This is a genomic window from Nocardia wallacei, from assembly GCF_014466955.1.
Taxonomy (GTDB): domain Bacteria; phylum Actinomycetota; class Actinomycetes; order Mycobacteriales; family Mycobacteriaceae; genus Nocardia; species Nocardia wallacei.
Genome location: NZ_AP023396.1, coordinates 5,931,244 through 5,950,472, shown reverse-complemented (window position 1 = coordinate 5,950,472; position 19,229 = coordinate 5,931,244). Strand labels below are relative to the sequence as shown.

Annotated in this window: 20 protein-coding genes; 12 read left to right on the top strand and 8 right to left on the bottom strand. The window is 68.8% G+C overall.

What is annotated here, in order from left to right; all coding sequences use genetic code 11:
* Window positions 1–67: 67 nt before the first annotated feature.
* The gene (locus NWFMUON74_RS26350) at window positions 68–829 is read right to left on the bottom strand and encodes an SDR family NAD(P)-dependent oxidoreductase (protein WP_187684462.1); all 762 of its coding nucleotides are present in this window, start codon (window positions 827–829) and stop codon (window positions 68–70) included.
* 314 nt (window positions 830–1,143) lie between these two features.
* Here NWFMUON74_RS26350 and NWFMUON74_RS26345 point away from each other — a divergent pair, with 314 nt between their 5' ends.
* Window positions 1,144–1,938 carry an HAD family hydrolase gene (locus NWFMUON74_RS26345; protein ID WP_232110607.1) on the top strand — a complete coding sequence of 265 codons (795 nt, stop codon included), beginning with the start codon at window positions 1,144–1,146 and terminating at the stop codon, window positions 1,936–1,938.
* Between the two features lie 101 nt (window positions 1,939–2,039).
* On the opposite strand, the gene NWFMUON74_RS26340 is transcribed toward NWFMUON74_RS26345, so the two are convergent.
* The 5 genes from NWFMUON74_RS26340 to NWFMUON74_RS26320 are packed head-to-tail and all read right to left on the bottom strand — an operon-like array spanning window position 2,040 to window position 7,570.
* Complete coding sequence (locus tag NWFMUON74_RS26340; protein WP_269475364.1) at window positions 2,040–2,807, bottom strand: sirohydrochlorin chelatase; 768 nt, start codon at window positions 2,805–2,807, stop codon at window positions 2,040–2,042.
* Window positions 2,808–2,830: 23 nt separating this feature from the next.
* Entirely contained in the window at window positions 2,831–4,132 is a 1,302-nt protein-coding gene (locus tag NWFMUON74_RS26335; RefSeq protein WP_187684460.1) for a sulfate adenylyltransferase subunit 1, read from the bottom strand.
* A complete protein-coding gene (gene cysD / locus NWFMUON74_RS26330; RefSeq protein ID WP_187684459.1) occupies window positions 4,132–5,061 on the bottom strand; it encodes a sulfate adenylyltransferase subunit CysD in 930 nt (309 codons plus the stop codon). The genes NWFMUON74_RS26335 and cysD overlap by 1 nt, the downstream gene beginning before the upstream one ends.
* Window positions 5,040–5,756, bottom strand: coding sequence for a phosphoadenylyl-sulfate reductase (locus NWFMUON74_RS26325; protein ID WP_187684458.1), 717 nt, complete (start codon window positions 5,754–5,756; stop codon window positions 5,040–5,042). The genes cysD and NWFMUON74_RS26325 overlap by 22 nt, the downstream gene beginning before the upstream one ends.
* Window positions 5,757–5,770: 14 nt before the next feature.
* Window positions 5,771–7,570 (bottom strand): nitrite/sulfite reductase, encoded by a 1,800-nt coding sequence (locus NWFMUON74_RS26320; RefSeq protein ID WP_187684457.1) that lies wholly within the window; start codon window positions 7,568–7,570, stop codon window positions 5,771–5,773.
* Between the two features lie 405 nt (window positions 7,571–7,975).
* On the opposite strand from NWFMUON74_RS26320, the gene NWFMUON74_RS26315 reads away from it, so the two are divergent.
* The 10 genes from NWFMUON74_RS26315 to NWFMUON74_RS26270 all read left to right on the top strand — a co-directional run bounded on the left by NWFMUON74_RS26315 (window position 7,976) and on the right by NWFMUON74_RS26270 (window position 16,397).
* Window positions 7,976–8,377, top strand: coding sequence for an SgcJ/EcaC family oxidoreductase (locus tag NWFMUON74_RS26315; RefSeq protein WP_187684456.1), 402 nt, complete (start codon window positions 7,976–7,978; stop codon window positions 8,375–8,377).
* A 140-nt stretch (window positions 8,378–8,517) separates the two neighbouring features.
* A complete protein-coding gene (locus NWFMUON74_RS26310; RefSeq protein WP_232110606.1) occupies window positions 8,518–9,084 on the top strand; it encodes a DUF3558 domain-containing protein in 567 nt (188 codons plus the stop codon).
* 53 nt (window positions 9,085–9,137) lie between these two features.
* The gene (locus tag NWFMUON74_RS26305; protein WP_187684455.1) at window positions 9,138–9,656 is read left to right on the top strand and encodes a hypothetical protein; all 519 of its coding nucleotides are present in this window, start codon (window positions 9,138–9,140) and stop codon (window positions 9,654–9,656) included.
* Complete coding sequence (locus NWFMUON74_RS26300) at window positions 9,653–10,828, top strand: hypothetical protein (protein ID WP_187684454.1); 1,176 nt, start codon at window positions 9,653–9,655, stop codon at window positions 10,826–10,828. Before NWFMUON74_RS26305 ends, NWFMUON74_RS26300 begins: the two co-directional genes overlap by 4 nt.
* A 99-nt stretch (window positions 10,829–10,927) precedes the next feature.
* A complete protein-coding gene (locus tag NWFMUON74_RS26295; RefSeq protein WP_187684453.1) occupies window positions 10,928–11,683 on the top strand; it encodes an ESX secretion-associated protein EspG in 756 nt (251 codons plus the stop codon).
* Between the two features lie 48 nt (window positions 11,684–11,731).
* Complete coding sequence (hemW, locus tag NWFMUON74_RS26290; RefSeq protein WP_187684452.1) at window positions 11,732–12,928, top strand: radical SAM family heme chaperone HemW; 1,197 nt, start codon at window positions 11,732–11,734, stop codon at window positions 12,926–12,928.
* Between the two features lie 110 nt (window positions 12,929–13,038).
* Window positions 13,039–13,242, top strand: a complete 204-nt coding sequence (locus tag NWFMUON74_RS26285; protein WP_187684451.1) for a hypothetical protein — start codon at window positions 13,039–13,041, stop codon at window positions 13,240–13,242.
* A gap of 166 nt (window positions 13,243–13,408) precedes the next feature.
* Window positions 13,409–14,440, top strand: a complete 1,032-nt coding sequence (gene hrcA, locus NWFMUON74_RS26280; RefSeq protein WP_187684450.1) for a heat-inducible transcriptional repressor HrcA — start codon at window positions 13,409–13,411, stop codon at window positions 14,438–14,440.
* 60 nt (window positions 14,441–14,500) lie between these two features.
* A complete protein-coding gene (gene dnaJ, locus NWFMUON74_RS26275; protein ID WP_187684449.1) occupies window positions 14,501–15,649 on the top strand; it encodes a molecular chaperone DnaJ in 1,149 nt (382 codons plus the stop codon).
* A 7-nt stretch (window positions 15,650–15,656) separates the two neighbouring features.
* Window positions 15,657–16,397: a 16S rRNA (uracil(1498)-N(3))-methyltransferase gene (locus NWFMUON74_RS26270; RefSeq protein WP_187684448.1), complete on the top strand. Its 741-nt coding sequence runs from the start codon at window positions 15,657–15,659 to the stop codon at window positions 16,395–16,397.
* A 33-nt stretch (window positions 16,398–16,430) separates the two neighbouring features.
* Here NWFMUON74_RS26270 and NWFMUON74_RS26265 read toward each other — a convergent pair whose 3' ends face one another.
* Together NWFMUON74_RS26265 and NWFMUON74_RS26260 are read right to left on the bottom strand one after the other, a co-directional pair.
* On the bottom strand, window positions 16,431–16,706 hold the full coding sequence (locus NWFMUON74_RS26265) for a hypothetical protein (RefSeq protein WP_187684447.1): 276 nt from the start codon (window positions 16,704–16,706) through the stop codon (window positions 16,431–16,433).
* Window positions 16,707–16,919: 213 nt separating this feature from the next.
* Window positions 16,920–18,155, bottom strand: coding sequence for an MFS transporter (locus NWFMUON74_RS26260; RefSeq protein WP_187684446.1), 1,236 nt, complete (start codon window positions 18,153–18,155; stop codon window positions 16,920–16,922).
* Between the two features lie 101 nt (window positions 18,156–18,256).
* Here NWFMUON74_RS26260 and NWFMUON74_RS26255 point away from each other — a divergent pair, with 101 nt between their 5' ends.
* Complete coding sequence (locus NWFMUON74_RS26255) at window positions 18,257–19,144, top strand: LysR family transcriptional regulator (RefSeq protein WP_232110605.1); 888 nt, start codon at window positions 18,257–18,259, stop codon at window positions 19,142–19,144.
* The last annotated feature ends 85 nt before the right edge of the window (window positions 19,145–19,229 follow it).

Sequence of the window (19,229 nt, the reverse complement as noted above, 5' to 3'; positions counted from 1 at the left end):
CTGCCGTGCGCGCACGTCGCCCTGCCGCCATGCGCTGAGTGTCACCCATTTTCTTTGTGCACCATAACTATTGGGCAGTGAAGCCGCCGTCGATGGCTATCGCGGCACCGGTGACGAAGGTGGATTCGTCGCTGAGCAGATAGGCGCAGAGGGAAGCGATCTCGTCGGGGCGGGCGATGCGGCCGAGGGGATGGAGAGCGGCGACGGCGGCCGCGCCCTCGGGCGTGGCGCCCATCGAGGAGCGGAAGGCGGGAGTATCGACCGCGCCGGAGACCAGGGCGTTGACCCGCACACCCTGCTGCGCGGTCTCGAGCGCCACCGCCCGGGTCAGCCCGACCACGCCGTGTTTGGCCGCGACATACGGTGCCACCGAGCCCATGCCGACCACGCCGAGATTGGACGCGTTGTTCAGGATCGCGCCGCCCCCGGAACCGAGTATCGCCGGAACCTGGTGCCGCAGGCCGTAATACACGCCGGTGAGGTTCAGCTCGAGGTCGGCCCGCCAACCGCCCTCGTCGATGTCCTGGATCGGGCCGAACGCGTTCACCGCACCCGCGTTGTTGAATGCCGCGTCGAGCCTGCCGAATTCGTCGAGCGCGGCCTGTGTCAGCCGCGCCACCTCGTCGGCCACGGTGACATCGGTCGGTACGAACACCGCGCGCCCGCCCGCCGCCCGGATCTCCTCGGCCACCCGGTCGCCGGACGCCTTGTCCCGGGCCCCGAGTACCACCGCGGCGCCCTCGGCCGCCACCCGGCGCGCCACCGCCGCCCCGATACCGGAGCTGGCACCCGTCACCAGCACGACCTTGGACGCGAATCGTTCGCTCATCGTCTCCACTCTCATTGCGGTTCTTCGTTTTTCGCTGACAGAACTCAGTCAACCAACGCGATCGGAGTCGAGCTGGCGGAAACCGGACGTAGAGTTGATGTGTCATATATCATTCGAGGTGGGACCGAGCGGACACTGGGGAGAGTGGACGCGAGAATCATCGGGACCGTGATGCCGGTCCTCGAGGTCACCTTCGGTGGCACGGGATTCACCCACGCGATCACGCCGTACCTGCCGCCCCAGGAGCGCGACGACCGGCGGTGATCTCCGCGGGGAGGGCATACGCGGGCGCGTCATCGGTGACAATGAAGCGCGTGGAGACAGAGATTCCGCAGCTGATAGCCCTCGACGTCGACGGCACGCTGCTGAGCACCGGTGAGTCGATCACCCCTCGCGTGCGCAACGCGGTGCGCGCCGCGGTCGCCGCGGGTGCGCACGTCGTGATCACCACGGGCCGCACCCTGCTGGCCACTCGCTTGGTGCTGGAGGACTTGGGCCTGGCCGAGGGCCGGGCACTGTGCTCGAACGGCGCTGTGCACGTGGACATTTCGAATTGGACCCCGGTGTCTCTGCACACCTTCGACCCGGAGCCCTCGATAGCGGTGCTACGCAAGCTGTTTCCCGACATGGTGCTGTCGGTGGAGAAGGTCGGGGTGGGCACGTGGGCGACCGGGTACTACCCCGGGAGTTTCCGGCTGGGCGAATTCCGTTTCGTCGAGGATCGGGACCTGAGCCTCGAGCCCACCACCCGCCTCAACGGCTGGTGGCCCGGTGGCTCGCTCGCCGACATGGTGCAGGTGATGGCCGAGCAGAGCCTGCCGGGTGCCGGCTGGGTGCACGGCGAGGAGGAGCCCTGGCTGGTGGCCTCCAAACAGGGCGTGTCCAAGGGCTGGGCGCTCGAACTGTTGCGGCAGGAACTGGGCATCCCGCTCGCGGCCACCCTGGCCATCGGCGATGGCTACAACGACCGGGAAATGCTCTCCTGGGCAGGGCAATCCGTGGCCATGGGCAACGCCGTCGAGCCGATTCTCGCGCTGGCCGACGAGGTGACCGCCGATGTGGCGGACGATGGTGTGGCCGTCATCCTGGAGCGTTGGTTTCGCAATTGAACGACACCGGAGGACGGGTGGACGGCGCACTGCCCGCCCGATCGTTCGGGAGCGCTGGACGCGAGTTGCGACGCCGGACGGTTCGAACGGCGTCTCGACCGTCAAGCCGACAGATCGAGGTGGGGCGTGGCGGCGTCGAGGTACCGTTCGAGGGCGACCTCGGTGAGCAGGGGGTGCGGGCCGATGGTGTCCGCGTGGGTGAGGCCGGGCGCGGCCGCGATCAGCCGATCGGTGAGCAGGCCGGGTGCCAGGAACCAGGGCGCCACCAGGACGCGCCCGCAACCCTGGGCGTGCAGGTCCGAAACCGTCTCGGGCAGAGCGGGTTCCGTGGTGGCGAAGCAGACCGAGGTGCGCCACGCGGTACCGGTGGCGAGCAAGCGGCCGATGCGTTCGGTGCACCGGTTGGCCTCCGGCGACGAGGAACCCACGGCGGCGATCGCGACACCGACATCCGCGTCCGCCGGATCGGCCCCGGCCGCCACGACGCGCTCGCGCACGGCGGTGACCAGGCGATGGTCGGCACCGAGCACGTCGGCCTGGCTCAGCCGCAGCCGCGGGTGCCGAGCCCGCGCCGCCGCCAGCAGACCGGGCAGGTCGACCCGGGCATGGAACGCGCTGCCCAGCAGCAGCGGAACCACCACCGCCTCGGTATGCCCTCGGGCGGCAACGGCATCCACCACCTGCTCCACCGACGGAGTACTCAGGTCCAGAAACGCCAGCCGGACATCCAGATCCGGCCGCCGTGCCGCGAGATCGGTGATCAACGCGAACATCGTTGCGGCCGAACGCGGATCACGGCTGCCATGCGCCACCGCGATCAGCGCGGGCGCACCCGGCCGACGAGCCGGGCCGGTCGCGCCGTTGCCCACCGGGCCGCACGAACGGTTCACTCTCAGACCCCGGTCTCCGTGCCGACCTCGACCGCGGTCAGCACGTCGCCGACCAGCCCGGCGGCGAGGGTGTTGCCGCCCGCCGGATCGATGAGCAGGAAGCTGCCGGTGTGCCGGTTGACGCGATAGTCGTCGGCCACGATGGGATCGGCGACACGGACCGAGATTCGGCCGATGTCGTTGAGTGACAGCGACTCCGGGTCGGGGTCGGCCGCCAGCCGCTGCTCGTCGAAGCGCTCCAGCAGCCCGCCGACGATGGCCTGGGTGGTGCGGGTGCCGTGCTTGAGCAGCAGCCGCGCGCCCGGGCGCAGCGGCTTGTCGCCCAGCCAGCAGACCGTCGCGTCGAACGAATCGATCGGCTCGGGCGCGTCGATGGCCGCGGCGATGGTGTCGCCGCGGGAGATGTCGACATCGTCGGTGAGCACCAGCGTGACGCTGTGGCCGGGATGCGCGGTCGCGAGTTCGCCATCGGGGGTGTCGATCCGCTCCACCGTGCTGCGGATGCCCGACGGCAGCACCACCACCTCGTCACCCTTCGACACCACGCCCGCCGCCACCTGACCGGCGTAACCGCGATAGTCCGGGTATTCGACGGTGCGCGGGCGGATCACGTACTGCACCGGGAAGCGCAGTCCCACTTGGTGTCTGCCGGAGCTGTCGGCGTCGACCGGCACCGACTCCAGATGCTCGATGAGCGACGGCCCGTCGTAGAACGGGGTGTTCTCCGAACGGGAGGCCACATTGTCGCCGTGCAACGCCGACACGGGGATCTCCACCACGTCCTCCGGCGCCCAGCCGAGTTTCGTGGTGAGCTGGTTGAATTCGGTCGAGATCCGGTCGAAGACCCCGGCGGCGTCGTCCACCAGATCGATCTTGTTCACCGCGAGCACCAGCTTCGGCACCCCGAGCAGCGCCATCACCGCGGCGTGGCGGCGGGTCTGCTCGATCACGCCCTTGCGGGCATCGACCAGCAGGATCACCAGCTGCGCGGTCGACGCGCCGGACACCGTATTGCGGGTGTACTGCACGTGGCCGGGGGTGTCGGCCAGCACGAAAGTCCGCCGGGGAGTGGCGAAGTAGCGATACGCCACGTCGATCGTGATGCCCTGCTCCCGCTCGGCGCGCAGCCCGTCCACGAGCAGCGACAGGTCCGGCGTGGCCAGGCCCTTGTCGACCGACGCGCGGGTCACGGCGTCGATCTGGTCCGCCAGCACGGATTTGGTGTCGTAGAGCAGGCGTCCGACCAGTGTGGACTTGCCGTCGTCGACACTGCCGGCGGTGGCCAGTCGTAACAGGTCGGACATCAGAAATAACCCTCTCGCTTGCGGTCTTCCATCGCGGCCTCCGACACCCGGTCGTCACCCCGGGTGGCGCCGCGCTCGGTGAGCCTCGACGCGGCGACCTCGGCGAGGATGTCCTCGTTGGTCGCGGCGGTCGAAAGTATTGCGCCCGTGGTGGATCCGTCACCGACGGTGCGGTAGCGCACGGACTTCACCACCAGCTCCTCGCCGTCGGCCGGGCCACCCCACGAGCCGGGCGTCATCCACATGCCGTCGCGCTGGTAGACCGGGCGCTCGTGGGCGTAGTAGATGGTCGCCAGCTCGACGTCCTCGCGGGCGATGTAGCGCCAGATGTCGAGCTCGGTCCAGTTGCTCAGCGGGAACACCCGCACGTGCTCACCCGGCGCGTGCCGGCCGTTGTACAGATTCCACAGCTCGGGCCGCTGCCGCTTGGGATCCCAGCGGCCGAACGCGTCGCGCAGCGAGAAGATGCGCTCCTTGGCGCGGGAGCGCTCCTCGTCGCGGCGGCCACCGCCGAACACCGCGTCGAACCGGTTCTCGGCGATGGCGTCCAGCAGCGGGACGGTCTGCAGCGGGTTGCGGATGCCGTCGGCCCGCTCGGTCAGCCGCCCGTCGGCGAGGTACTGCTCGACCGAGGCGACATGCAGCCGCAGCCCGTACTTCTCGACGACGTGGTCGCGGAACGCCAGCACCTCCGGCAGATTGTGCCCGGTGTCCACGTGCAGCAGCGCGAAGGGCAGCGGCGCGGGCCAGAACGCCTTGAGCGCCAGGTGCAGCAGCACCGTGGAGTCCTTGCCGCCGGAGAACAGGATCACCGGCCGCTCGAACTCGCCCGCGACCTCGCGGAAGATATGGATGGACTCGCTCTCGAGTGCGGCCAGGGTGTCGAATCGTGTGTCGGTGGCAGTGGTCATGACGCGTGCAACCCGCATTCGGTCTTGGCGAGGCCGGCCCAGCGGCCGCTTCGCGGATCGGATCCCGGTTCCGGCTTCCGCGTGCACGGAGCGCAACCGATGGATGGATATCCTTCCTCCACAAGGGGATTGACGAGAATCCCGTGCTCGTCGATGTAGCGGGCCATGTCGTCGTCGGACCAGGCGGCGATCGGGTTGATCTTCACCAGGCCGAAGCCCTCGTCGAAGGAGATCAGGGGGGCGTTGGCGCGGGTGGGCGCCTCCACGCGGCGAATGCCGGTCACCCAGGCGTTGTAGCCGGACAGCGACTTCCGCAGCGGCACCACTTTGCGCAGGCGGCAGCACTCGCCCGCGTCACGCGCGAACAGATCCTTGCCGAGCAGCCGATCCTGTTCGGCCACAGTGTGTTCCGGCCGCACGTTCACGATGTTCACGCCGTACACCGTCTCCACCGCGTCGCGGGTGCCGATGGTCTCGGCGAAGTGATAGCCGGTGTCGAGGAACAGCACCGAGACGCCGCCGCGGACCTGCGCGGCCAGATGCACCAGCACCGCGTCCTGCATGTTCGAGGCGACGATGTAACCGGGGCCGAAGGTCTCGTCGGTCCATTGCAGCAGCTCGGTCGCCGAGGCGTCCGGACCGAGCTGCGCGGCACCGTCTTCCGCGATCTTGCGCAGTTCGTGCTCGGAGAGCTTCTCCAAAGTGGTTGCCATAGTTGAATCTCCCGTTACCGAAGGTCGGCGTCGTCGGCGCGGACAGCCCACTGCGCGAACCGCTCACCGTCGTTGCGGTTCTTGACGAAATTGCGCACCACACGCTCGATGTAGTCGCCGAGTTCCAGGCTGGTCACCTTGTGCTGGCGCAGCTTGCGACCGAAGGCGCTGTCGAACCCGAGGCTGCCACCCAGATGAACCTGGAAGCCCTCCACCTGATTCCCGTCGCCGTCGTCGACGAGCTGGCCCTTGAACCCGATGTCGGCGATCTGGGAACGGCCGCACGAATTGGGGCAGCCGTTGATATTGATCGTGATCGGCACGTCCAGCTGGGCGTTGATGTCGGCGAGCCGCTGCTCGAGTTCGGGCGCGAGCACCTGGGAGCGCTTGCGGGTCTCCACGAACGACAGCTTGCAGAACTCGATACCGCTGCACGCCAGCAGGTTTCGCCGCCACATCGACGGACGGGCGTGCAGGCCCAGCGGTTCCAGCTCGTCGATCAGCCGGTCGACCTTGTCGTCGGGCACGTCGAGCACGATCAGCTTCTGGTACGGGGTGAAGCGGATGCGGTCGGCGCCGATGCGCTCCACCGCGTCGGCGACCTGCGTGAGAATGCTGCCCGTCACACGGCCGGCGATGGGGGAGAAGCCGACCGCGTTGAGCCCGTTGCGCAGCTTCTGCACGCCGACGTGGTCGATGGGCCGGGTCGGCTTGTCCGGCGCGGGGCCGTCGACGAGCTTGCGCTTCAGGTACTCCTCCTCGAGCACCTGGCGGAACTTCTCGATGCCCCAGTCCTTGATCAGGAACTTCAGCCGGGCCTTGGTGCGCAGGCGGCGGTAGCCGTAATCGCGGAACAGCGCGACCACGGCCTCCCACACCTCGGGCACCTCGTCCAGCGGCACCCACGCGCCGACCCGCTGCGCCAGCATCGGGTTGGTCGACAGCCCGCCGCCGACCCACAGGTCCAGGCCGGGGCCGTGCTCGGGATGCTCCACGCCGATGAACGCGACGTCGTTGATCTCGTGCACCACGTCCTGCTGGCCCGAGATCGCGGTCTTGAACTTGCGCGGGAGGTTCGAGTACTCCTTCTTGCCGATGTAGCGGCGCACGATCTCCTCGATCGCGGGCGAGGCGTCGATCACCTCGTCGAGCGACTCACCGGCGAGGGGGGAGCCCAGCACCACGCGGGGGCAGTCGCCGCAGGCCTCGGTGGTCTGCAGCCCGACCGCTTCGAGACGGCGCCAGATCTCGGGCACGTTCTCGATCTCGATCCAGTGGTACTGCAGGTTCTCGCGATCGGACAGGTCGGCGGTGTCGCGGGCGAACTCGGTGGAGATGCCGCCGAGGGTGCGCACCTGCTCGACGTTCAGCGCGCCGCCGTCGCAGCGCACCCGCATCATGAAGTACTTCGCCTCGAGCAGGTCGATGTTCTCGTCGCCGGTCCAGGTACCGTCGTAGCCCTGCTCGCGCTGGGTGTAGAGGCCCCACCAGCGGAAGCGGCCGCGCAGGTCGCTCTTGTCGATGGAGTCGAAACCGCCCTTGGCGTAGATGTTCTCGATGCGTGCGCGGACGTTGAGCGGGTTGTCGTCCTTCTTGCTCTGCTCGTTCGGGTTGAGCGGTTCGCGGTAGCCGAGCGCCCACTGGCCCTCGGACTTGCGGCGGACGGGCTTGCCGGTGCGCTCGCGCGGACCGGCTGCCGGGCGCGGGCGGGCGCGGCGCTCACGTGCGGCGGCGGCACGCTCGCGCGCGATCTCCTGCTCGCGCTCGGAGCGGGTGGATTCGGGGGTGGGACCGGCGTCGGTACTCGACGTCATAGGGTCGCTCCTGCGGGGTGGATCAGGCCTTGCGGCAGGCGGGAGGGGCTGGCTCACGCCTTCGGTATTCGGGCGGCCGGGAAGTCGGGCGCCGCGAGAGGACGCCGGAGTCGGGAAAGGCCGCGCTACCGGAGGCGATCCGGCAGACAGCGGGCACTGCAGACACGCTTGTAGTCGACGTGGCGACGCGCCACCAGTCGTACTCCAAGCCCAGTCATGGACCCTATTGTGCCATGTCAGCAGGGTCGTTCCGACCGCACACCCATATTTTCCGGAATTTCGAGGGAAATTCCCTGGACGATTGATCGAATTTGTGAGATCGGTCATAGATCGGCGGCAGAACCTCCGCCCGGAATGATCTCGACCCCTTGACCTCGAGTTCGGTTGGGGTTCGAAGATCGGTTCATGACAGCCACTTCGGCCGACCGCGACACGGCCGCCATTCGCGAGATCGTCGCCACCGTCCAGCACGCCCAGCAGAACGAACTCGTCGACGAGTTCGTCGCCCTCTTCCACCCCGACGCCATCTGGACCACCGCCCACGGCAAGCTCCTCGTCGGCCGCGCCGCCATCGCCGAATTCACCGCACAGGTCCTCCCCGGCGCCATGCGCGACGGCACCGCCACCTACGAGGTGGTGCTGATCCGCCACCTGCGCCCCGACGTGGCCGCGGTCAAGGTCCGCCAGCTCTACTTCGACAACGCGGGGCAGATCACGGGCGAGGGCTCCCCGCTGTACGTGATGACGAAGGAAGACGGCCGCTGGCTGCTGACCGCTTGCCAGAACACCGGGGTTCTCACGGACTGAGTCGCCGCCCCCGCCCCAGCCGCGCCGCGGACCGCCCACATCCTTTGCGCGCCTGTGACCTCGCCGGTACGGTCTATTCGAGCTCGACGGGGGCGGAGCCGGTCCGGCCTCGAACGGGACCGTACCGGTGAGAGGACGACATGGCGAGCTGGGGGAAACCAATGCGGGGCGGTATCGCGATCCTGGGCCTGACCGCCGTCCTGTCCGGATGCAATTCCAGCGACGGCGACTCGGTCGGTAGCTCCGCCTCGCCGACACCCACGATCGCAGCAGAGGTACCCGCAGGATTCGACGCCTGCAAGGACATCCCACAGTCGCTCCTGCAGTCGGAGCAGCTGATCAAGCCGGAAGTCGACAGCAAGGACGGCAACGCAGGTATCAAGTGGCGTGGGTGCGGGTGGATCCAATCCGACGGATACAGCGCCACGATCGACACCACCAACATTACGTTGGACATGGTCCGCGCCAACAAGGAATTCACCGTCGCCGAGGAGTTGACCATTGCTGGGCGTCCCGCGGTTACGTCCTATCTCGGCGGGCAGGATCCACATGTGGATTGTGCGATCAACGTCGAGATGAAAGGGGGGAGTCTCGAGATCAGCATCGATAACCCGAGATCACGCAAGAAATCTGGCACGCAGCACTCGTGTGATATTGCCAAGACGCTGGCGGAAGGAATCGCCCCGGCGATCGCAGCGGGAGCGTAATATCGTAATCTCCGGTCGATTCTCGTCGACCGGCGGTGGGGAGGACGGTGATCATGGCTGATGGGGACACGCAGCCTGCAAGCCCTATTGCGGGTCTTGTGAAAGACGCAGAGAGTGGCAATCTGACTGTCAGCTTCAGTGATAAAGTCGTGGTGAACGCTGACGAATTCGTATACATCGAACGTGACTGTCAAGCCTTCAAGGACGAGATTCAGCAACTCCAGCGAATAGCGCAGACTATTTCTCGACGTGAGCATTGGGGGCTCGGCGAGACAACGGATGGGTTGAAGTCTGCCGCGACTGTGGTCGGCTGGTTCCGTGGTAAAGCCCAGATCGTCGATCCGGCGAAAGACAGCGCCAACAATGTGTGGGATATCCTGCAACAGCACTATGACATAGTCGATGAAATTCAGACTCTACACCGCACGATAGCTCAGAATTACATGTCGACCGATCAAGAATTTGCTGCTCGCTACAACGAGTTGATGGCGAACACGCCGCCCAGTCCGATCGGCACCAAGCAGATTCAGCCAGGCGTTACGCCGCCCCCGGCGATCGGGGCGGCGGAATGAGTGGCACCGAAAATCCTCGGATTACCGATGGTGGTGAGCATACCGACAGCTGGGATCATTGGCGTATTTACAATGCCTTCAATCCGTTGAATACGACCGAGGCTAATAAGAGCGTCGATGAGTATGGGCAGATAGCACGTCGCTGGACTTCGGCAGCGGAGTTGTTCGCCAATCGGATCCGTCATTCCAGTGAGGCGGCCTGGGAAGGCCCTGCGGCGGAAATGTCCAGGACCGCGATCGGCAACTACGCCCAACGTGCGCTGGACCTGACCGTTCCGTTGCAGAATCTCGCTCAGCAGGTCGCGTCGGCAATCGATGGTGTGAACAACACCAAGAACGCCGTGGACCGCCCGCCGGACGGTGGCGCCGCCTACAACCCGCGGAGCTGGAATCTCGGGATATGGCATGGACCCAATTCCGCTCACGTGCGCAACGACTGCCAGAATGCCGCGCGAGAGGCCATGAAGAACAATTACGTTGCGAATTTTGTTCAGGCCGACAAGCAGATTCCAGTTCTCCCGGTACCCGACAGCCCGACGAACCCGCTCTACAAACCGCCGGAGACGAACGACAACAGCTACGTGCCGGGAGGTGCGGGAATTCCCGGCATCGGCGGGAACACATCCGACGACGGCACGGGTGGGCCGAATGTTCCGTCGCAAACCGACGAGCAATCCAGCGAGACCCCGGAAGATCCGTCCTCCACTAGTCCCGCCGGCACCCAATCGCCGCAGGCGACCCCGGCAAGTGTGCTGGGCGAGCAGTCGGCCGGGACGACTCCTGCCAGTATCGGTGCGCCGACGACGGCGAGTGGATACTCGGCGGGGCACGGCGGCGGTCTCGGCGGTGGCGGTGGTCTGGGTGGTGGCGGTCTCGGTAACGCCGGCCCGGGGCGCAGTTTCGTCGGCGGGCAGCCGAGCGCGGGCGGTGCTGCTGCGGCGGCGAGCGCGGGCCGTGCGGGTGTGCCAGGGTACGGCCCGGCGGGCATGCCCGGGATGGGTGGTCTGGGCGGTGGCCGCGGCAGGTCCGAGGACGATGAGAAGGACCACGAACTGCCCGACTGGCTGCGGAACATGGAGAACGCGGAGGAGTTGCTCGGTCCCGCGCCGAAGACGATTCCCGGCGGCGTGATCGGCGGCGACTATGCCGATCCGCCACCGTCTGCCGGCTGACCCTCGGCGCACTCGACTATCTCTCCGCCCAAGTTCCGCTGACCCGGCACCTTTTTCGGGTGCAGCTGCGCTGCGCACGACCGAACGAAAGATCTCACGATGGCCGAATGGAGCTGGGAGCCCGACGATTTCGCGGTGCTGTGGTACAGCGACGCGAACGACCGCCTGCCGCATCCGCTGCGCTACACCAGCCGTCTTGCGACCAACGATGAGGTCGCCGCGCACCGGGTGGCCGTGCGCGCACGGTACGACCACGAGGAACTGGAACAGATCAACCTGGCCTTCCACACCCTCACCACCTCCGAACTCCGAATCGAAATCGGCGGTGAGTCAACGGTTCTCGGCAAGGGACGACCTCGCGAGTACCGGGTGCTCGGCGCCCGGACCCCTTACCACGCGGTCATGCTCACCCAGACGGCCGCCGACGGCGTCGACGGTCCGATCCGGTGCCGCCTGTTCCGCACCGAACAACTGCCGGGACGACTGGCCGCCATCCTGCCCGCCGCTCCGCCGGGCACCGCCAAGCCGGAGACGTTCCATGTCGGCGACCTGAGCGCCCGAACGGACGGGTACAGCCGCAACGCCCCGCGCGAACGATTCGACCGCCTCACCGAGCGCCCGTTCGACGGCACCGGAGTGGCCGGACTGCTCACCGGCTACCTGCACAGCCGCCCCGATCCCTGGTACGCCATGGGCTGGTTCGAGGTCACCGGCGACGGTCGCTACGTGCAGCAGCAGACCCGCGAGCACATCACCGTGCGTCCCGCCACGGCCCAGGATCTGGCGGGCCATTTCCAGAACTGGATCGAGCGAAGCCTGGCACGTCTGCGGGAGGATCAGCCCGCCACCTGGTAGCGATCACCCAGGTGCACGTCACACTCGGCGTATCGGCAGACTGGACCGGTGACCTCGTCTGCCATCCGCCCTGACACCGATCCCGCGCTGCGGGACTTCGGCGGCGGCCCGTTCGGCATCTACGTTCACGTGCCGTTCTGCGCGACCAGGTGCGGATATTGCGACTTCAACACCTACACCGCCGGAGAGTTGGGCACCTCCGCGTCGCCGGGATCGTGGTTGGCGGCGTTGCGAGGCGAACTCGCCGCAGCCGCGGAATCGTTCGCCGCGCTGCCCAGCCCGCAGCCGGACGTGTCGACGGTATTCGTCGGCGGTGGGACCCCTTCGCTGCTCGGCGGTGACGGGTTGGCGGAGGTCCTGGCCGCGGTCCGCGCGAATTTCACCCTCGCCCCCGACGCCGAGATAACCACCGAATCGAATCCGGAATCGACCTCGCCGCAATTCTTCGAGCGCATCCGGGAGGCGGGATTCACGCGGGTATCGCTGGGCATGCAGTCCGCGGCCGAGCATGTGCTGAAGGTGCTCGACCGCACGCACACGCCCGGCCGCGCGGTAGCCGCTGCCCGCGAGGCCGAGGCCGCGGGATTCGACCACGTCAACCTCGACCTCATCTACGGCACGCCGGGCGAAACCGATGCCGATCTGGACGCCAGTCTCGACGCGGTGCTGGCCGCCGGCGTCGACCACGTCTCGGCCTACTCGCTGATCGTCGAGGACGGCACCGCCATGGCCCGCAAGGTCCGGCGCGGCGAACTCCCCGCCCCCGACGACGACGTCCTCGCCGCCCGCTACGAACGCATCGACGCGCGTCTCGTCTCCGCGGGGCTCACCTGGTACGAGGTATCCAACTGGGCCGCAAGCGATTCCGCCCGCTGCCGGCACAACCTCGGCTACTGGGACGGCGGTGACTGGCTCGGTGCGGGTCCGGGCGCGCACAGTCACCTCGGCGGCGTGCGGTGGTGGAACGTGAAGCATCCGGCGCGATACGCGGACCGGGTCGCGGCGGGCGGGCTCCCGGCGGCGGGCTGGGAGGCGCTGACGGCGGCGGAGCGGTACACCGAACGCGTCATGCTCGTGGTCCGCCTGCGCTCCGGCCTGCCGCTGGACGACCTCGATGCCGCCGGGCGCGCCGCCGCGCACCGCATCGTCGCGGACGGCCTGGCCCGAGAAGTCCGCGGCCGCATGATTCTCACGGCGCGGGGACGCCTGCTCGCCGACGCGGTCGTTCGCGAACTGCTCACCTGACGGCCGCCCGATTCGCCGGATCTGCCGCCGTGCTCCCTCGGCGATTCCGTGGTTGGGGCCGAGAGCGCGCGAGCGGGGGTGTAGCGTTCGACACAACCCCGAGGAGTCTCATGCCGCAGGCACGCATCACCCTTGTCAACGATCAGAGCGATTTCGCCGAGTCCCGCGCCGCGGAGAAGGCGGAGAACACGCGGCGCTGCGCGATGGCCGCGCGGGCGGTCGCCAGTTACGCCACCGATGCCGACGACTGCACGTCGCTGCTGGCCATGCTCGGTCTGGACGCGGCCGCCGGTAAGGCCGCCGGCCCCGAATAACCTGCGCGGCGCCCCATCCCCACACAGGTCAGGACGTGTGCGCCGGTAATTGTCCGCTGGGCAATTAGACTGGGTTCCGGATGAACCCGGGATCCGTGTGATCGCGCCGTGTCGTGACGCGGTCACGCGCCCGGCCGGACCGATGGCGAGCGAGGAGGTGGGGCCGATGCCGAGCACGGAGCAACGGCGGATCGAGGTCCTGCGTGCGATCGTCGCGGACTATATCGCGACCAAGGAACCGATCGGCTCTAAGACGCTGGTCGACAGGCACAATCTGGGCGTGTCCAGCGCCACAGTACGCAACGACATGGCGGTGCTCGAGGCGGAGGGTTACATCACCCAGCCACACACCAGTTCCGGTCGCATACCCACCGACAAGGGCTACCGGCAGTTCGTCGACAACATCGCCGAGGTGAAGCCGCTGTCACCGGCCGAGCGGCGGGCCATCATCGAATTCCTGGAGAACGGCGTCGATCTGGACGACGTGCTGCGCCGCGGCGTCCGCCTGCTGGCACAGCTGACCCGCCAGGTCGCGATGGTCCAGTATCCGACCGTCTCGGCCTCGACGGTCCGCCACCTCGAGGTCGTCGCACTGAATCCGGCGCGCCTGCTGCTGGTGGTGATCACCGACACCGGCCGCGTCGATCAGCGCCTGGTCGAGTTGGGCACGGTCGTCGACGAGGAGGATCTGGCGGCGCTGCGCGGCATGCTGGGCAAGGCCATGGACGGCAAGCGCCTGTCGGCGGCGTCCACGGCGGTGGCCGAACTGCCCGAGCACGCCCCGCCGCGGCTGCGCGACGTGCTGGTGCGGGTCTCGACGGTCCTGGTGGAGACGCTGGTGGAGCATCCGGAGGAGCGGCTGGTGCTCGGCGGTACCGCCAACCTCACCCGCAATGTCGGCGACTTCGGTTTCCCCGGTTCGCTGCGGTCGGTGCTGGAAGCGCTCGAGGAGCAGGTGATCGTGCTGAAACTGCTGGCCGCGGCGCAGCAGCCGGGCATGGTGACCGTGCAGATCGGGGAGGAGACGCAGGTGGAACAGATGCGTGGAACCTCCGTGGTGTCCACCGGGTACGGTGTGCCGGGTACGGTGCTCGGGGGCATGGGAGTTGTCGGCCCGACCCGCATGGACTACCCCGGAACGATCGCCTCGGTGGCGGCGGTCGCCCGGTACATCGGCGAGGTGCTCGCCGAGCGATGAGTTGGCCACGGCCGCAACGGTTGTGAGCGGAACAGATTCGGAACAGGACTAGAGACGCAAGTGGCACGGGACTACTACGGAATTCTCGGCGTCGGCCGCAACGCGACCGACCAGGAGATCAAACGCGCCTATCGGAAGCTGGCGCGGGAGCTGCACCCCGACGTCAACCCGGACGCGGACGCGCAGGAGAAGTTCCGCGAGGTGTCGACCGCCTACGAGGTGCTCAGCGACCCGGAGAAGCGGCGCATCGTCGACATGGGCGGCGACCCGATGGAGTCGGCGGGCGGCGGTGCCGGTTTCGCCGGGGCCGGGTTCGGGGGTCTGGGCGATGTCTTCGAGGCGTTCTTCGGCGGTATGGGCAACGCCGGTCCGCGCCGGCCGCGCGGCCGGGTGCAGCCGGGCGCGGATTCGCTGCTGCGGACGCGGTTGTCGCTGGCCGAATGCGCGGTCGGGGTCACCAAGCACCTGACCGTCGACACCGCGGTGCTCTGCGATGTGTGTCAGGGCGCGGGCACCAACGGCAACTCCAAGCCGGTGCGCTGCGAGACCTGTGGCGGCGCCGGGGAGGTGCAGACGGTGCAGCGGTCCTTCCTGGGCCAGGTGATGACCTCGCGGCCGTGCCCCACCTGCCGCGGCACCGGTGAGACCATCCCGGATCCGTGCCGCAAGTGCGGTGGCGACGGTCGGGTGCGGTCGCGTCGCGAGATCGCCGCGCCGATTCCGGCCGGTGTGGCCAACGGCATGCGGGTGCGGCTGGCCGCGCAGGGCGAGATCGGTCCCGGCGGCGGCCCCGCGGGCGACCTGTACGTGGAGATCGTCGAGCAGCCGCACGACATGTTCGTGCGCGACGGCGACGACCTGCACTGCACGATCCGGGTGCCGATGGTCGACGCGGCGCTCGGCGCGACCGTGGTGATCGACACGATTCTCGACGGCCCGACCGAGCTGACCATTCCCGCGGGGACCCAGCCCGGCGAGGTGTCGGTGCTGCGGGGGCACGGCATGCCGAAGCTGCGATCCAGCGCGCGCGGTGATCTGGTCGCGCACCTGGACATCGTGGTGCCGACGAAACTGGACAGCAAGCAGTCCGACCTGCTGCGCAAGTACAAGGCGACGCGCAACGGCGAGCGCACCGAGGTGCTCTCGGCGCAGTCGGAACACAACAGCGGCCTGTTCGCGCGGTTGCGGGCCTCGTTCAGCGGACGCTGAGCGGGCCGTGGCCGCGACGGTCTTCTACCTCGACGAGATTCCGGAGCCGGGCGGTGTCGCGGTGCTGGCGGGTCCCGAGGGCCGCCATGCCGCGACCGTGCGCCGGATCCGGGTAGGCGAGCCGGTCACGCTCTCCGACGGCGCCGGTGTGCTGGCCGAATCCGAGGTCGTCGCGGCGCGGAAGGACATGCTGGAGCTGCAGGTTCTGAATCGGGTTGTCGCGGAAGCTGTTTCGCCGCCGGTGACGGTGGTGCAGGCGCTGCCGAAATCGGACCGGTCCGAGCTGGCGGTGGAGTTGATGACCGAGGCGGGTGCCGACGTCGTGGTGCCCTGGCAGGCCGCGCGCTGCGTCGCCAACTGGGAGGGCAAGGCGCACAAGGGCGTCGAGAAGTGGCGGGCCGCCGCGCGCTCGGCGGCCCGGCAGTCCCGCCGGGCCTACATTCCCGAGGTCCGGGACCTGCATCGCACACCGGACGTGCTGGACCTGGTGCGAGAAGCCAAGGCGGACAACGGGATCGTGGTCGCCCTGCACGAGTCCGGCCGATCGCGCTTCGTCGACCTGCCCGTCGCGGCGGCCTCCCGGATCGTGCTGATCGTCGGCCCGGAAGGCGGCCTGGACGACGGCGAACTCACGGCCCTTTCCGAAGCGGGCGCCTCCGTGGCCCTACTGGGCCCCACCGTCCTGCGCACTTCGACCGCCGCCGCCGTCGCCCTGGGCGCCCTGGGCGCCTTGACCCCCCGCTGGTGACCGGGCGCCACCCTGACCTGTATGCGAAGGCCGTCAGGCTCCCGGCGGCCGCTTGCCGTGGGGCGGCGTGCAGGGGCGGCCGTCGGCGCCGGTGGGCGGCGGCAGTGGCCTGCCGTCCGGACCGAGCGGCGGCGGCAGCAGCTTGCCGTCCGGACCCAGCGGTGGCGGCGGGCAGCCTTCCGGCGGCCCGGGCTGCTGCTGATGGTCCACCTGCACGACCGGCGGCGTCGCCACGGCCGCACCGGCGGTGACCAGACCGAATCCCGAGATCGCCGTGCAGGCGAGAATAGTAGCCATCCGAAGTCCCATGCGATTTCCTTCGTTCCGAAAGATGTTGTCCCTCATGGCCTTGGACGCTCGGGAGTGACCGCGGTTCCCCGCAGAGCAATGTTGTGACCGGCATCACACAGCTCGCTCGGACCCGGTCGACGCGGACTGCGTTGCGCTGGCCGCCGGATACGACACCTGCGCGGTACTTACCTCGGACCGGCGGGGTTTTCGTACGCTCCGGCCACTGGCTCACTACGCCGCCTTCCGGGTGCTTCCGGATGGTATGGGGTGAGGGCGGGATCGCAGGGCGAGAGTTGTGGACAGGGCTGCGGCGATGGTGAGTAGGGCGGCCACGTAGGTGGTCAGGCCCGCCCAGCCGTGCCGGCTGTAGGCGATGCCCGCGGCCCCGCCGACCAGCGAACTGCCCAGGTAGTAGGCGAACAGGTAGAGGGAGGAGGCGGTGGCGCGGTTGCCGGTGGCGGCGGCCCCGACCCAGCCGCTGGCGACCGAGTGGGCGCCGAAAAAGCCTGCGGTGCAGAGCAGGACGCCGAGCAGGACGAGCGGCAGGTTGTCGGGCAGGGTGATCAACAGACCGGCTGCCATGGTCGCCACCGAGATCGTGAGGATGCGGGCGCGGCCGTGCCGGTCGGCCAGGCGGCCCGCGGTGGCGGAGGTGACGGTGCCCGCCAGGTACATCAGGAAGACCGAACCCGCTGTGGCCGCGGACAATCCGAACGGCTCGCCGATGAGCCGGTAGCCGAGGAAGTTGTACATCGAGACGAAGCCGCCCATCAGCACGAACCCCAGCCCGAACAACGGGAGCAGGGTGCGATGGCGCAGATGCCCGCCGAGATCGCTTGCCAGCGAACGAATTCCGAGTGGCTGGGCGACGAACCGCCGGGACGGCGGCAGCGACCGCGCGAACCACACCGTGCACACTGCCGCGGCGACCGCCACCACCGCGTCCGCCCACCGCCACGACGCCAGTTCCAGCGTGAAGGCCGGCAGCAGCCGTCCGGCGAGCCCGCCGATCGTCGTGCCGGACACGTAGATTCCCATCGCCGCACCCAGCCCTGCGGTGCCGACCTCCTCGGCCAGGTAGGCCATCGCCACGGCGGGCACCCCCGCCAGCGCCAGCCCTTGGACGGCGCGCCCGGCCAGCAGCACATCCAGCGTCGGGCTGAACGGCAGCGCCAGCCCGACCGCGCTCGACACCACCGCCGCGGTGACCATCACGCGCGTCCGCCCGAACCGTCCCGACAGCACGCTCACCGGAACGATCGCCAGCGCCAGCAGCCCGGTGGTCAGCGATACCGCCAGCGCCGCGTGCGCCGGTGTCGCCGAGAACGCCGTGGACAGGCTCGGCAGCAGCGCCTGCGCGCTGTACATCGAGGCGAAGGTGGTCAGCCCCGCCGCGAACAGGGCCAGCGTGATCCGGCGCTCGTGTGCCGAGGTGGCGGTCGAGGCCGTGGCGGGCGCGGTCGTCATATCTCCAGCTTCGACACCCGCTCCTTCGAAAGGAAATGCATAATGATCACGAAGTTCATGCCGAGACGGCATTAGCGAAGGTCCGACGGGAGTGCGCGCGCGTGCCGAGTGACGATTTGCACTGGTTTCTCACCCTCGCCGAGCGGGAGCGAGTCGGCGCGGCCGCCGATCAGCTGCACCTCGCCCAGCCGACGCTCTCGCGCATGCTGGCCCGGCTGGAACACCGGCTCGGCGTCCGGCTGTTCGACCGACACGGAAAACGCTTGACGCTCAACGCGTCCGGCCGCGTCTACTACGAGCACGCCCGCCGTGCCCAAGCGGAACTCGATGCCGCCCGACGCGAACTCGCGGACCTCGTGAACCCGGCCGCAGGCGTGGTGCGGCTGTCGTTCCTGCACTCGTTCGGCGCGCGGATCGTTCCGGACCTGGTCGCCGGATTCCGCCGCGGCTCCGGCCGCATCACCTTCAGCCTCCGCCAGGACGCCGCCGAGGTGGTGACGGCGCAGGTGCTCGACGGCGACGCCGATCTGGGCCTGGTGTCGCCGAAACCGGCGGTCGCGGGGCTCGGCTGGCGAACGCTGCTGCGGCAGCGGCTGGCGCTGGCGGTCCCCGCCGATCACCGGCTGGCAGGGCGGCGGCAGGTGCGGCTGGCCGAGGCCGCGGACACCGAATTCATCGCCATGCCCACGGGCTTCGGCATGCGCCGCATCCTCGACGACCTCTGTGCCGCGGCCGATTTCCGGCCGCGCATCGGCCTGGAGTCGACGGATCTGGTGACCGTCGCGGGCCTGGTGGCGGCGGGGTTGGGCGTCGCGCTGCTGCCCATGGAGGAGGCGCCCGTACGCGGACCGCAACCCGGCCCGGTCCTGGTACCACTGGCCGACCCGGGCGCCGTGCGGGCGGCCGGGCTGATCTGGTCCGCGGCCGCGGCGCCCACCGACGCCGTCGGGCGCTTCCGCGACTTCGCTTTCGACTGGTCGCAGCGCTGAGTCGCGCGTACCCCTGTTCGCGTTCGGCGAAACCGAGCGGAACGGGCCCGTGACCTGGTGGTGGCCACATATTCACTGGGAGTTG

Coding starts and splice junctions, on each gene's coding strand:
- NWFMUON74_RS26350 (WP_187684462.1), bottom strand. CDS start 829: ATGAGCGAACGATTCGCGTCCAAGGTCGTGCTGGTGACGGGTGCCAGC.
- NWFMUON74_RS26335 (WP_187684460.1), bottom strand. CDS start 4,132: ATGTCCGACCTGTTACGACTGGCCACCGCCGGCAGTGTCGACGACGGC.
- cysD (WP_187684459.1), bottom strand. CDS start 5,061: ATGCGGGTTGCACGCGTCATGACCACTGCCACCGACACACGATTCGAC.
- NWFMUON74_RS26325 (WP_187684458.1), bottom strand. CDS start 5,756: ATGGCAACCACTTTGGAGAAGCTCTCCGAGCACGAACTGCGCAAGATC.
- NWFMUON74_RS26320 (WP_187684457.1), bottom strand. CDS start 7,570: ATGACGTCGAGTACCGACGCCGGTCCCACCCCCGAATCCACCCGCTCC.
- NWFMUON74_RS26315 (WP_187684456.1), top strand. CDS start 7,976: ATGACAGCCACTTCGGCCGACCGCGACACGGCCGCCATTCGCGAGATC.
- NWFMUON74_RS26310 (WP_232110606.1), top strand. CDS start 8,518: ATGGCGAGCTGGGGGAAACCAATGCGGGGCGGTATCGCGATCCTGGGC.
- NWFMUON74_RS26305 (WP_187684455.1), top strand. CDS start 9,138: ATGGCTGATGGGGACACGCAGCCTGCAAGCCCTATTGCGGGTCTTGTG.
- NWFMUON74_RS26300 (WP_187684454.1), top strand. CDS start 9,653: ATGAGTGGCACCGAAAATCCTCGGATTACCGATGGTGGTGAGCATACC.
- NWFMUON74_RS26295 (WP_187684453.1), top strand. CDS start 10,928: ATGGCCGAATGGAGCTGGGAGCCCGACGATTTCGCGGTGCTGTGGTAC.
- NWFMUON74_RS26285 (WP_187684451.1), top strand. CDS start 13,039: ATGCCGCAGGCACGCATCACCCTTGTCAACGATCAGAGCGATTTCGCC.
- hrcA (WP_187684450.1), top strand. CDS start 13,409: ATGCCGAGCACGGAGCAACGGCGGATCGAGGTCCTGCGTGCGATCGTC.
- NWFMUON74_RS26265 (WP_187684447.1), bottom strand. CDS start 16,706: ATGGGACTTCGGATGGCTACTATTCTCGCCTGCACGGCGATCTCGGGA.
- NWFMUON74_RS26260 (WP_187684446.1), bottom strand. CDS start 18,155: ATGACGACCGCGCCCGCCACGGCCTCGACCGCCACCTCGGCACACGAG.